Origin of the sequence: Nocardioides nematodiphilus, assembly GCF_020216525.1 — a bacterium.
In the GTDB taxonomy this organism is placed as follows: domain Bacteria; phylum Actinomycetota; class Actinomycetes; order Propionibacteriales; family Nocardioidaceae; genus Nocardioides; species Nocardioides nematodiphilus.
On sequence record NZ_JAIWOY010000003.1, the window covers coordinates 55,381 to 67,195 of the forward strand.

General features: G+C 71.7%; 11 protein-coding genes and 1 pseudogene. All 12 read left to right on the plus strand.

Annotation, left to right across the window (positions count from 1 at the left end; all coding sequences use genetic code 11):
• Window positions 1–43: 43 nt before the first annotated feature.
• A complete protein-coding gene (gene mraY / locus KSO98_RS06285) occupies window positions 44–1,129 on the plus strand; it encodes a phospho-N-acetylmuramoyl-pentapeptide-transferase (protein WP_225284221.1) in 1,086 nt (361 codons plus the stop codon).
• The gene (gene murD, locus KSO98_RS06290; RefSeq protein ID WP_225284222.1) at window positions 1,126–2,580 is read left to right on the plus strand and encodes a UDP-N-acetylmuramoyl-L-alanine--D-glutamate ligase; all 1,455 of its coding nucleotides are present in this window, start codon (window positions 1,126–1,128) and stop codon (window positions 2,578–2,580) included. The genes mraY and murD overlap by 4 nt, the downstream gene beginning before the upstream one ends.
• A 15-nt stretch (window positions 2,581–2,595) precedes the next feature.
• Window positions 2,596–3,858 (plus strand): putative lipid II flippase FtsW, encoded by a 1,263-nt coding sequence (gene ftsW / locus KSO98_RS06295; RefSeq protein WP_225284223.1) that lies wholly within the window; start codon window positions 2,596–2,598, stop codon window positions 3,856–3,858.
• A gap of 26 nt (window positions 3,859–3,884) precedes the next feature.
• Window positions 3,885–4,958 (plus strand): undecaprenyldiphospho-muramoylpentapeptide beta-N-acetylglucosaminyltransferase, encoded by a 1,074-nt coding sequence (gene murG, locus KSO98_RS06300; RefSeq protein ID WP_225284224.1) that lies wholly within the window; start codon window positions 3,885–3,887, stop codon window positions 4,956–4,958.
• A complete protein-coding gene (gene murC / locus KSO98_RS06305; protein ID WP_225284225.1) occupies window positions 4,955–6,385 on the plus strand; it encodes a UDP-N-acetylmuramate--L-alanine ligase in 1,431 nt (476 codons plus the stop codon). The genes murG and murC overlap by 4 nt, the downstream gene beginning before the upstream one ends.
• Window positions 6,378–7,160 carry a cell division protein FtsQ/DivIB gene (locus tag KSO98_RS06310; RefSeq protein WP_225284226.1) on the plus strand — a complete coding sequence of 261 codons (783 nt, stop codon included), beginning with the start codon at window positions 6,378–6,380 and terminating at the stop codon, window positions 7,158–7,160. The genes murC and KSO98_RS06310 overlap by 8 nt, the downstream gene beginning before the upstream one ends.
• A 203-nt stretch (window positions 7,161–7,363) precedes the next feature.
• Window positions 7,364–8,311, plus strand: a pseudogene (gene ftsZ / locus KSO98_RS06315) (cell division protein FtsZ); the annotation flags it as partial.
• Between the two features lie 261 nt (window positions 8,312–8,572).
• The gene (locus tag KSO98_RS06320) at window positions 8,573–9,292 is read left to right on the plus strand and encodes a purine nucleoside phosphorylase YfiH/LACC1 family protein (RefSeq protein WP_225284229.1); all 720 of its coding nucleotides are present in this window, start codon (window positions 8,573–8,575) and stop codon (window positions 9,290–9,292) included.
• Window positions 9,289–10,002, plus strand: coding sequence for a YggS family pyridoxal phosphate-dependent enzyme (locus KSO98_RS06325; protein WP_225284230.1), 714 nt, complete (start codon window positions 9,289–9,291; stop codon window positions 10,000–10,002). Before KSO98_RS06320 ends, KSO98_RS06325 begins: the two co-directional genes overlap by 4 nt.
• Before the next feature lie 38 nt (window positions 10,003–10,040).
• Window positions 10,041–10,577: a cell division protein SepF gene (locus KSO98_RS06330; RefSeq protein WP_225284231.1), complete on the plus strand. Its 537-nt coding sequence runs from the start codon at window positions 10,041–10,043 to the stop codon at window positions 10,575–10,577.
• Window positions 10,578–10,604: 27 nt separating this feature from the next.
• Entirely contained in the window at window positions 10,605–10,895 is a 291-nt protein-coding gene (locus KSO98_RS06335; protein WP_225284232.1) for a YggT family protein, read from the plus strand.
• Window positions 10,896–10,959: 64 nt separating this feature from the next.
• Window positions 10,960–11,718, plus strand: a complete 759-nt coding sequence (locus KSO98_RS06340; RefSeq protein WP_225284233.1) for a DivIVA domain-containing protein — start codon at window positions 10,960–10,962, stop codon at window positions 11,716–11,718.
• Window positions 11,719–11,815: the final 97 nt, after the last annotated feature.

Here is an 11,815-nt window from a genome sequence, read left to right on the forward strand (position 1 = left end):
AGAATGACCTGGTTCGTTGTTGTCTGACTGAAGGTGTGGGTGCATGAGAGCGATCCTGTTGAGCGGCGTCATCTCGCTGCTCCTCTCGCTCCTCGGAACCCGGTTGGCGATCCGCCAGTTCACCCGGTGGGGCTATGGCCAGGAGATCCGCGAGGACGGCCCGACCAGCCACCACACCAAGCGCGGCACGCCCACCATGGGTGGCGTCGCGATCGTGCTCTCCGCGGTGCTCGCCTACCTCGTCGCGAAGGTGGCCGAGGGCGACGGCCCGAGCGCGAGCGGCTGGCTGCTGGTCTTCCTCTTCGTCGGGTGCGGTCTCGTCGGCTTCCTCGACGACTTCATCAAGGTCTTCATGCAGCGCAACCTCGGGCTGCGCAGCGGCGCCAAGATGGTCGGCCAGACCCTGGTCGCGGTCGTCTTCGCCATCCTGGCGACCACCGCGTTCGCCGACGAGCGCGGCGTGCACCCGGCCTCGCACTACCTCTCCACGATCCACGACTGGGGCTGGCGCCTGCCGCTGGTCATCGTGGTCGTGCTGATCTGGCTGATCGTGACCGCTGCCAGCAACGCGGTGAACCTCACCGACGGCCTCGACGGCCTGGCCGCCGGCATCTCGGTGATGGTCTTCGGCGCCTACACCCTGGTCTCGATCTGGCAGAACAACCAGCGTTGCGGCCGCCCCGACGTCGATCAGCTGCACTGCTACACGGTGCGCGATCCGCTCGACCTGGCGGTCCTGGCCGCCGCGATCACCGGCGCCTGCTTCGGCTTCCTGTGGTGGAACGCCTCTCCGGCCAAGATCTTCATGGGCGACACGGGCTCGCTCGCGCTCGGCGGCGCGCTCGCCGGCTTCGCGATCATGAGCCGTACGGAGCTCCTGATGGTCGTCATCGGCGGCGTCTTCGTCCTGGAGACCCTCTCGGTGATCCTGCAGGTCAGCTTCTTCAAGCTCACCAAGCGCAACGGCGGCGCCGGGAAACGGCTCTTCCGGATGACACCCATCCACCACCACTTCGAGATGCTCGGCTGGGAGCAGGTCAACGTCGTGATCCGGTTCTGGATCATCGCGGGCATCTGCGTCACCGCCGGCCTCGGCCTCTTCTACGGCGCCTGGGTCGTGGTCACGTGAGCGGGCGCTCGCCCCTGAGCCTGGGTCGCCACGACGCCTGGGACGGCGTACGTGCTGTCGTCGCCGGCTTCGGTGTCTCCGGCTTCGCCGCGGCCGACAACCTGCTCCACCTGGGCGCAGCCGTCACCGCGCTCGACGAGTCACCCGGCGACGACGAGCGCCAGGAGAAGGCCGAGCTGCTCCGCGTCCTCGGCGCCGACATCCGGCTGGAGGGCGGCGCCACCGACCGGCTGCCCGACGACATCGACGTCGTGGTGACCTCCCCGGGCTGGAAGCCGGGTGCACCGCTGCTCGCCCAGGCCCGCGACCGCGGGATCCCGATCTGGGGCGAGGTCGAGCTGGCCTGGCGCCTGCGGGACCCGAGCAATGCCGCCCCGTGGCTGGCCGTCACCGGCACCAACGGCAAGACCACCACCGTGCAGATGCTCGACACGATCCTGCGCACCGCCGGCCTGAGGTCGGTGGCCGTGGGCAACGTGGGCCTGCCGATCGTCGAGGCGGTCATGGACCCGACCCCGTACGACGTCTTCGCCGTCGAGCTCTCCAGCTTCCAGCTGCACTACACCGACTCGATGGCCGCCGAGAGCGCCGCCGTCCTCAACGTCGCCGAGGATCACCTCGACTGGTACCCGGACATGGACGCCTACGCCCGCGACAAGGGCCGGATCTACGAGCGCGTGCAGCGTGCCTGCGTCTACAACGTCGCCGACGAGGTCACCCGCCACCTGGTGGAGGAGGCCGACGTCGAGGAGGGCGCTCGCGCGATCGGCTTCACCCTCGGCATGCCCAGCGTCGGGCAGGTCGGCGTCGTCGAGGACATCCTCGTCGATCGCGCCTTCATCGCCGAGCGGCAGAGCAGCGCCGCCGAGCTGTGCACCGTCGCGGACCTCGCGAGCCCGGCCCCGCATTACGTCCAGAACGCGCTCGCCGCGGCCGCCCTGGCCCGCGCCCACGGCGTCTCCCAGCAGGCCGTACGCGACGGGCTGCGAGCCTTCCGCCCCGACGGTCACCGGATCGAGATCGTCGCCGAGCGCGACGGCATCGTCTGGGTCGACGACTCGAAGGCGACGAACCCGCACGCCGCCCAGGCGTCCCTCCAGGCGTATGACCCGGTGGTCTGGATCGCCGGCGGCCTGGCCAAGGGCGCTCAGTTCGACGAGCTCGTCCCGGCCATCGCCGAGCGCCTGCGCGGCGTGGTGCTGATCGGACGCGACCAGGACGTCATCGCCGGGGCACTTGCGCGACACGCGCCCGATGTTCCCGTGATCGCGCTGCCCGCCGACGAGACTGGTGCTGCAGTGATGGGGCATGCCGTCGAGGCCGCCGCCCGGCTCGCAGTCACCGGTGACACGGTGCTGCTCGCGCCGGGATGCGCGAGCCAAGACCAGTTCCGGGACTACAAGGCGCGGGGCGATGCGTTCGCCGACGCGGTGAGGGCACAGAACAGCTAGCGAAGGGGGGACGCGGTGACCACGGCCAACCCTGAGGAGACCGCTGGCGCAGCCCCCGAGCGACTCTCGCTGCGCTCCTGGATCGGCGCGGTCGCCGGTGAGCGCCTGCGCACCCTCAACGAGGCGCTCGCACGCCCGTTGACCTCCTACTACCTGCTCGTCGGCACCACCGTGCTGCTGCTCGTCATCGGCCTGATCATGGTGATGAGCGCCTCGAGCGTGTACGCCTACATCCACTACGACGGCCACTCCTACGCCGTGGTGAAGAAGCAGCTGATGTGGGTGACGCTCGGAGCGCCGGTCGCCTTCATCGCCAGCCGGATCTCCCAGCGCTGGGTCAGGCGCCTGGTCTGGCCCGGGTTCATCCTCTCGCTCGGCCTCCTGGTGATGACCGCCAAGATGGGCGTCTCGGTCTACGGCAACAAGAACTGGCTCGCCCTCGGGCCGATCCAGATCCAGCCCTCCGAGATCGCCAAGCTCGCGCTCATCCTGTGGGCCGCGCACATCTTCGCGATGAAGGAGCGCCGCCTCCACAGCGTGCACGCGATGGTGATGCCGGTCGTGCCCGGCATCCTCCTGGCCACCGGGCTGGTCCTGATCGGCCACGACCTCGGCACCTCGCTCATCTTCGGCGCGATCCTGCTCGGGCTGCTGTGGGTCGCCGGCCTGCCGCTGCGCTACTTCACCGTCGCCTCCCTGGTCGTCGGCACCGCCGCGGTCTTCTTCGTGGGCACCAGCCACGAGCGCCTCGCGCGCATCGAGAACTTCCTCGACCCGTTCAAGGATCTCCAGGGCGCCGGCTGGCAGGCCGGCCACGGCCTCTACGCGCTCTCCAGCGGCAGCTGGTTCGGCCAGGGCATCGGCGCCTCCCAGCAGAAGTGGGGCGACCTGCCCGAGGCCCACACCGACTTCATCTTCGCCGTCCTCGGCGAGGAGCTCGGCCTGGTCGGCACCCTCCTGGTCGTCACGCTCTTCCTGGTCCTGGCCTTCGCCGCGATCCGGGTCGCGCGCCAGACCCGCGACCCGTTCGTCCGCTACGTCACCTTCGGCGTGGTGATCTGGCTGGTGGGCCAGGCGATCATCAACATCGGCATGGTGCTCGCTTTCCTGCCCGTCATCGGCCTCCCGCTCCCGCTCGTCTCGTACGGCGGCTCGGCCCTGCTGCCGTCCCTGGCGGCGCTCGGCCTCGTCATCGGCTTCGCCCGGCGCGAGCCCGAGGCAGCGCTGGCCCTGGCGCAGCGCAAGCGCTCCCGCTCCACCGGCCTCTCGGCCCGCTAGCCGACGTAGATAGATTCATAGGCACCATGCGCGTACTCCTCGCCGGCGGCGGCACCGCCGGTCACACCTCGCCCCTGCTCGCCACCGCCGACGCCCTGCGCCGCCTCGACCCGAGCGTCGAGATCACCTGCGTCGGCACCGCCCGCGGCCTGGAGACCACCGTCGTCCCCGCCGCCGGCTACCCGCTCGAGCTGATCCCGCCGGTCCCGCTGCCGCGCGCCGTGAACGCCGAGCTCGCGCGCGTGCCGGCGAACCTGCGCCGCGCGGTCGTCGCCGCCCGCGCGGTGATCGACCGGATCCAGCCCGACGTCGTCGTCGGGTACGGCGGCTACGTCTCGCTGCCCGTCTATCTGGCCGCCCGGCGTCGCAGGGTGCCGGTGGTCGTGCACGAGCAGAACGCGCTGCCGGGGGTCGCCAACAAGATCGGCGCCCGCATCGCCGGCCGGGTCGCGGTCAGCTTCCCCGACACGCCCCTGCCCAAGGCCGAGTACGTCGGCCTGCCGATCCGCCGGATCGTGTCCACCCTCGACCGTGCCGCGCTGCGCGCCGAGGCGCGTGCCTTCTTCGGCCTGGACGCCGACCGCCCGACCGTGGTCGTGACCGGCGGCTCGCAGGGCGCCCGCCGGGTCAACGAGGCGATCACCGCGGCCGCAGCGGCCTTCGGCCACGCCGGGGTGCAGGTGCTGCACGTGGTCGGCCCGAAGAACGAGCTGCCCGTCCCGCAGCAGACCGGCGTCCCGTACGTCGGGCTCCACTACGTCGACCGGATGGACTACGCCCTGGCCGCCGCGGACCTGATGGTCTGCCGCGCCGGCGCCTCGAGCGTCACCGAGGCCGCCGCCGTCGGCGTGCCGGCCGTCTTCGTCCCGCTCGCCATCGGCAACGGCGAGCAGCGACTCAACGCCCTGCCCGTCGTCGAGGCCGGCGGCGCGCTGCTGGTCGCCGACGCCGACTTCACCGCCGACTGGGTCGCCGACCACGTCGTACCGCTCGTCACGGACGCCGAGCGGCTCGCCGCGATGAGCGCCAGCGCCAGCGCGCTGATCCCGCGCGACGCCGACGAGAAGCTCGCCCGGATCGTCCTGGAGGCCGCCCGATGAGAGTCCCCGTTCCCGAGCGGATCCTGCCGGCCGAGGAGCTCGGCCGGGTCCACTTCGTCGGCATCGGCGGCGCCGGTCTGTCCGCGATCGCGCGCCTGATGCTCGCCCGCGGCATCACGGTCAGCGGCTCCGACGGCAACCCCTCCGCCACCCTGGACAAGCTCCGCGAGGCCGGCGCGACCGTGTACGTCGGCCACGCCGCGGAGCAGGTGCACGACGCCGACACCCTGGTCGTGTCCACCGCCGTCCGCGAGGACAACCCCGAGATCGTCGAGGCCCAGCGCCTCGGGCTGCGGCTGCTGCCGCGCTCGGCCGGGCTGGCCGCCGTCATGGCCGGGCGCCGCGTGCTCGCGGTGGCCGGCACACACGGCAAGACCACCACCACGTCGCTGCTCACCGTCGCGCTGCAGGCCGCCGGGGCCGACCCGACGTACGCCGTCGGCGGCGACCTGACCGCCACCGGCACCAATGCGGGCCAGGGCGCGAGCGACCTCTTCGTCGCCGAGGCCGACGAGTCCGACGGCGCCTTCCTCGTCTACCGCCCGCACGTCGCGGTGATCACCAACGTCGAGGCCGACCACCTCGACCAATGGGGCACCGAGGAGGCCTACCGCGAGGCGTTCGCCCAGTTCATCGGGCGCGTCGACCGGGCCGACGACGGCGGACTGATCGTCGCCTGTGTCGACGACGAGGGCGCCGCCGACCTGCGCTCGGTCGCCACCTCGCTGGGCCGGCGCTTCGTCGGCGTCGGGGAGTCGGACCTGGCCGACGTACGCGCCGTCGACGTGGTGCTCGAGGGCACCACCTCCTCCTTCACCGTGCTCGACCGCGACGGCCTCGATGTCCGCGAGCTCGGCCGCATCACGCTGCAGATCCCGGGCCGGCACTACGTCGCCGACGCCCTCGCCGCGCTGACCGTCGGGCTGCGGCTCGGCTACCCGTTCGAGCTGCTCAAGGCCGGGCTGGAGTCGTTCACCGGCACCCGCCGCCGGATGGAGCGCAAGGGCGAGGCCGCGGGCGTGCGCGTCTACGACTCCTACGCCCACCACCCGGCCGAGATCGCCGGCGATCTGGTCGCCGCCCGCTCGGTCGCGGGGGAGGGCCGCCTGATCGTCGCGTTCCAGCCGCACCTGGTCTCCCGTACGCGCATCTTCGGCGAGCAGATGGGCGCTGAGCTCGGGGCCGCCGACGAGGTCGTCGTCCTCGATGTCTACCTCGCCCGCGAGGAGGCCGACCCGGAGGTCACCGGCCGGCTGGTCCTCGACGCAGTCCCGCACGAGCGCAAGCACTTCGCGCCGGGCCTCGCCGACGCCGCCGAGGTGCTCGCCCGGATCGCACGCCCCGGCGACCTGGTCGTCACCCTCGGCGCCGGCAGCATCACCGAGGTCGGCCCGAAGGTCCTGGCGCTGCTGGAGCAGGGTGTCTAGCCTCCGCCGGCGCCGTCAGGACACGGTGACCGACACCGGTGCTATCGCCGAGCGCACCCGCAAGCGGTTCGCCCGGCGGCAGTGGCGTCGCCGCTGGCTGGCGTGGCGCTACCTCGTCGCCGCGCTCGCGGTGCTGCTGATCGCGGGCGCCGGCGTCTGGGCGGTCTACTTCTCCTCCTGGCTCTCGGTGAAGGGCGTCGACATCAGCGGCGTCTCCGGGACGACCACGCTCACCAGGAGCGACGTACGACGTGCCGCCGACGTCGCGACCGGCGGGCCGCTGCTGCGTGCCGACCTCGATCGCGTGCAGCGCCGGGTGGGCGCCCTGGCGGCGGTGAAGTCCGTCGACGTCTCCCGCGAGTGGCCCTCGAAGATCCGCATCCAGGTCGTGGAGCGCGTCCCGATCGCGGTCATCGAGATCGGCGGCCACCTGCACGCCCTCGACGCCGACGGCGTCGTCTTCTCCTCGTACTTCAACGCTCCCAAGGGGCTGCCGCGGGTCTCCACCCCGGCCGGCACCGATGCGGCCGCGCTCAAGCAGGCCGCTGAGGTCGTCGCCGCGCTGCCGCCCGGGCTCGCCGCCAAGGTCGACCACGTCGAGGTGATGAGCATCGACGAGATCTCGCTCGCGCTCGGCACGGGGAAGACGGTGCGCTGGGGGAGCGCCTCGGACTCCGGCACGAAGGCCGAGGTCCTCGCCGCGCTGATGAAGGCGAAGCCGGACGTGAGGACGTACGACGTCTCCGTCCCGGGCCAGCCGGTCACCGCGGGCTGAATTTCTTTCACCGGTCGCGACACACCCCGCGTGTCTGCACGATCCGACGCGTCGCGATGCCTAGTGTTCTGAACACGGCGAGGTTGACATAACTATAACCCTCAGGATGAGGGTCAGGGTTCAGGGACACGCCGGCGAACTTCCGAACACCCAGCACCGCTTTAACAGGCACAGCGTCGAGACGAACGAGGGAGCGACCAACCGTGGGAGCTGCACAGAACTACCTGGCGATCATCAAGGTCGTCGGCATCGGTGGCGGCGGCGTCAACGCCGTCAACCGGATGATCGAGGTCGGCCTCAAGGGCGTCGAGTTCATCGCGATCAACACCGACGCCCAGGCGCTGCTGATGAGCGACGCGGACGTCAAGCTCGACATCGGTCGCGAGCTCACCCGCGGTCTCGGCGCGGGCGCCCAGCCCGGCGTCGGCGAGAAGGCCGCCGAGGACCACATGGACGAGATCGAGGAGGTCCTCAAGGGGGCCGACATGGTCTTCGTCACCGCCGGCGAGGGTGGTGGCACCGGCACCGGTGGCGCCCCGGTCGTCGCCCGGATCGCCCGCAGCCTCGGCGCGCTGACCATCGGCGTCGTCACCCGCCCGTTCGCCTTCGAGGGCGCGCGTCGCAAGCGCTCCGCCGACGAGGGCATCGAGCGCCTCCGCGAGGAGGTCGACACCCTCATCGTCATCCCGAACGACCGCCTGCTCTCCATCTCCGACCGCAACGTCTCGGTCATCGACGCCTTCAAGCAGGCCGACCAGGTGCTGCTCCAGGGTGTCTCGGGCATCACCGACCTGATCACGACCCCGGGTCTGATCAACGTCGACTTCGCCGACGTCAAGGCTGTCATGTCCAACGCCGGCTCCGCGCTGATGGGCATCGGCTCGGCCCGCGGCGAGGACCGTGCCGTGGCCGCCGCCGAGATCGCCGTGGCCAGCCCGCTCCTCGAGGCCAGCATCGACGGCGCCCACGGCGTGCTGCTCTCCATCGCCGGCGGTTCCGACCTCGGCCTCTTCGAGATCCAGGAGGCGGCCGCCCTGGTCGCCGACGCGGTCCACGAGGAGGCCAACATCATCTTCGGCACGATCATCGACGACGCCCTGGGCGACGAGGTCCGCGTGACCGTCATCGCCGCCGGCTTCGACGGCGGCCAGCCCAAGAAGCGCGAGACCACCCTGCGCGGCCAGGCCACCCCGGCCGCCGCCCAGTCCCAGGCACAGGCCCCCGTGCGCCAGGAGCGTCACGAGCCGCGTTCGGAGCGTCAGGAGCGCCCGGCCCCGGTCGGCGCCCCGGCTCAGGCGGTCTCGGCTCCGGCCGGTCCTGCCACCCCGCCGCCGGCCGCACCGCGCCAGGCCGCTCCGTCGGTCGACTTCGCCGACGACGACCTGGACGTGCCCGACTTCCTGAAGTGATCGATGTTCGCCTTCCGTGACACCGCCGACCTCGGCCCGGGCAGCCCCCGGGTCGAGGTCGCGTTCACCGACGGCAGCCTCGACCTGCAGTGGGGCCCCGACAAGGAGGCCGGCTTCGAGGCTGCCCTCGCCGCTGTCGAGGCCGCCAGCGGCGTCACCTTCGCCCGGCTCCACCAGGTCCACGGCGCCGACGTCGTCGAGGTCGCCGAGGCCTGGCCCGCCGGCCCGCTCGACGGCGTGCCGATGGCCGACGCCCTGGTCACCGCACGCGCCGGGGTGGGTCTGATGATCCGGGTCGCCGACTGCGTCCCCGTCGTCCTCGCCGACCCGGCGACCGGCGTCATCGGCGCTGCCCATGCCGGACGCAAGGGGGTCGAGGCCGACGTCGTCACCCGTACGGTCGAGCGCATGCGTTCCCTCGGCGCCGGCACGGGCGACGGCGCCATCACCGCCTGGATCGGTCCGCACGTGTGCGGGCGCTGCTACGAGGTCCCCGAGGCCATGCGCGCAGAGGTCGCCGCGCTCGTCCCCGCGGCCCACGCCGAGACGTCCTGGGGCACGCCCGCCCTCGACCTCGGGGCAGCCGTCGCGGCCCAGCTGGCCGCCGCCGGCGTCACCGTCGTGGAGACGGGGCGCTGCACCCTCGAGGACGGCTCCCTGCACTCCTACCGCCGCGATGCCGCGTCCTCCGGGCGCCTCGCGGGGCTGGTGTGGATCCCATGAGCGCGCGCGAGCAGGACCTGGCGGCGAACCTCGCCGCCGTGCGCGACCGGATCGGCGCGGCCGAGGCCGCGGCCGGCCGAACCCCCGGCGAGGTCGGTCTGGTGGTCGTCACCAAGTTCTTCCCCGCCTCCGACGTGCGGATCCTCGCCGGCCTCGGCGTCACCGAGGTGGGGGAGAACCGTCACCAGGAGGCCCAGGCCAAGGCCGAGGAGTGCGCTGACCTGCGTGCCTCGGCGGGCCTGCGCTGGCACTTCATCGGCGGGCTGCAGACCAACAAGGCCGCCGCCGTCGCGCGCTACGCCGACGTCGTCGAGTCCGTCGACCGGCCCGAGCTGCTCTCCCGGCTCGACCGCGGAGCCGCCGAGCGCGGCCGACCGCTCGACGTCCTCCTCCAGGTCAGCCTCGACGGCCCCGGCGCGGCCCACCGCAGCGGCGTGGCGCCCGAGGCGCTCGCCGACCTCGCCGGCCAGGTCGCCGGTCACGACCACCTGCGGCTCGGTGGCCTGATGGCCGTCGCGCCCCTGGACACCGATCCTGAGGAGGCGTTCGCACGGCTCGCCGAGATCCGTACGGGCTTCCTCGCCGACCACCCCGCAGCAACCCGGCTCTCCGCCGGCATGAGCGGCGACCTCGAACAGGCGATCCGCCACGGCGCGACACATGTGCGTGTCGGCTCCGCGGTACTCGGTTCGCGGCCGGCGGTCAAGTAATGTCCCAAGCAGTTCCACCAGAACCGGAAGGCAACAAGATGAGCGGCATGTGGCGTAAGGCCGGTGAGTACCTCGGTCTGCTCGAGGACACCGGTCGGTACGACGAGGAGTCCGCCTACGACCGTGGCTACCGCGAGGACCGCGGCGCGGGCCAGGGGGCGGGCCGCGGCTACGAGCGTGACGAATACGAGGCCGCCCAGGCCCCCCGCGTCCGCGAGCAGCGCCCGGCGCCGGTCGCCGACCTGTCCGAGCGGCGCCGCCCGGTGGCGGTCGCGGAGGCGCCCGCGCACATCGAGTTCTCCCGCATCGTCACGGTGAGCCCCGCGAACTACAACGAGGCCCGCACCGTCGGCGAGACCTACCGCGACGGCATCCCGGTGATCATGAACCTCACCGACGTCGACGACACGGTCGCCAAGCGGCTGATCGACTTCGCCGCCGGCCTGATCTTCGCCACCCGTGGCGACATCGAGCGGGTCACCAACAAGGTGTTCCTTCTCTCTCCGCCCAACGTCAGCATCGCCGCGGAGGACAAGGCGCGCCTCGCCGAGGGTGGGTTCTTCAACCAGAGCTGAGCGGGTCCCGCTAGGGTTGCCACCGATATGCACACGATCGGCGTCATCCTCGAGTTCCTGCTCTGGGCCTTCATCGGCCTGCTGTGGATCCGCTTCATCGTCGACTGGGTCCAGGTGTTCGCCCGGTCCTGGGAGCCGAAGGGTCTGCTGCTGGTGATCCTGGAGGGTGTGTACACCGCCACGGATCTGCCGATCAACGCACTGCGCAAGGTCGTGCCGCCGCTGCGTCTGGGCACGGTGGCCCTGGACCTCAGCTTCCTGATCGTGATGCTCGCCGCATACATCCTGCTGCGACTCGACGTCAGGTATCTGCTGTAAACAACGCTAGAGTCTCAACTCCAGCACCAACTGTTTTGCAACAACGAGATGAATGGGTGAGGTCATGCCGCTGACGCCTGAGGACGTGAGCAACAAGCGCTTTACTCCCGTCCGGCTCCGCGAGGGCTACGACATGGGTGAGGTCGACCAGTTCCTCGATGAGGTCGAGGCTGAGCTCGCTCGGCTCACCAAGGAGAACGACGACCTTCGCGCGAAGCTTTCCGCCGCGCAGAGCTCCGGTGGCGCCAGCGCCCCGGTCGAGACCCCCGCGCCCGCCCCGGTCGTGGAGAAGACCCCGGAGCCGGAGCCGACCCCGGCGCCGGTCGCCGCTCCCGTCGCCGCCGCGCCCGCCGCGGGTGCGATCGAGACGATCCGGGTCGAGACCGTGCCGGAGGCGTCCAACGCCGCGGCCCGCCTCCTCGAGCTCGCCACGCGCAACCACGACGCGCTGATCGACCAGGCCAAGAACGACGCCGACAAGATCGTCGGCGAGGCCCGTACGAAGGCCGAGCGTCTCGAGTCGGAGTCCAAGGAGAAGGCCGACAAGATGGAGTCCGACGCCCGGACCCGCGCGTCGATGCTCGACTCCGAGACCGCCGCTCGTCGCCAGCAGCTCTTCGGCGACCTCGAGCGCGAGAAGGACAAGCTCACCACCGAGGTGGAGGGCCTGCGCTCCTTCGAGCGCGAGTACCGCTCCCGCCTCAAGAGCTACTTCACGCAGCAGCTCGAGGCGCTCAACACCGCGCCTGAGGGTCAGGGTGGCGAGGAGGCTCCGGCAGCGCCGAAGCGTCTGCGCTCGATCCTCGGCGAGGAAGAGAACTGACGGGCGAGGCCACGTCACGAGCTTGCTCGGACGACGTGCGCTGAGCACCAGCTCCACGTTCGGCGACGGCCGGCTCCCGTGACGGGAGCCGGCCGTC

What these genes read in the sequence shown, in the direction of transcription:
- mraY (WP_225284221.1), top strand. Translation starts at nt 44, where the DNA reads ATGAGAGCGATCCTGTTGAGCGGCGTCATCTCGCTGCTCCTCTCGCTC.
- murG (WP_225284224.1), top strand. Translation starts at nt 3,885, where the DNA reads ATGCGCGTACTCCTCGCCGGCGGCGGCACCGCCGGTCACACCTCGCCC.
- murC (WP_225284225.1), top strand. Translation starts at nt 4,955, where the DNA reads ATGAGAGTCCCCGTTCCCGAGCGGATCCTGCCGGCCGAGGAGCTCGGC.
- KSO98_RS06320 (WP_225284229.1), top strand. Translation starts at nt 8,573, where the DNA reads ATGTTCGCCTTCCGTGACACCGCCGACCTCGGCCCGGGCAGCCCCCGG.
- KSO98_RS06325 (WP_225284230.1), top strand. Translation starts at nt 9,289, where the DNA reads ATGAGCGCGCGCGAGCAGGACCTGGCGGCGAACCTCGCCGCCGTGCGC.
- KSO98_RS06330 (WP_225284231.1), top strand. Translation starts at nt 10,041, where the DNA reads ATGAGCGGCATGTGGCGTAAGGCCGGTGAGTACCTCGGTCTGCTCGAG.
- KSO98_RS06335 (WP_225284232.1), top strand. Translation starts at nt 10,605, where the DNA reads ATGCACACGATCGGCGTCATCCTCGAGTTCCTGCTCTGGGCCTTCATC.
- KSO98_RS06340 (WP_225284233.1), top strand. Translation starts at nt 10,960, where the DNA reads ATGCCGCTGACGCCTGAGGACGTGAGCAACAAGCGCTTTACTCCCGTC.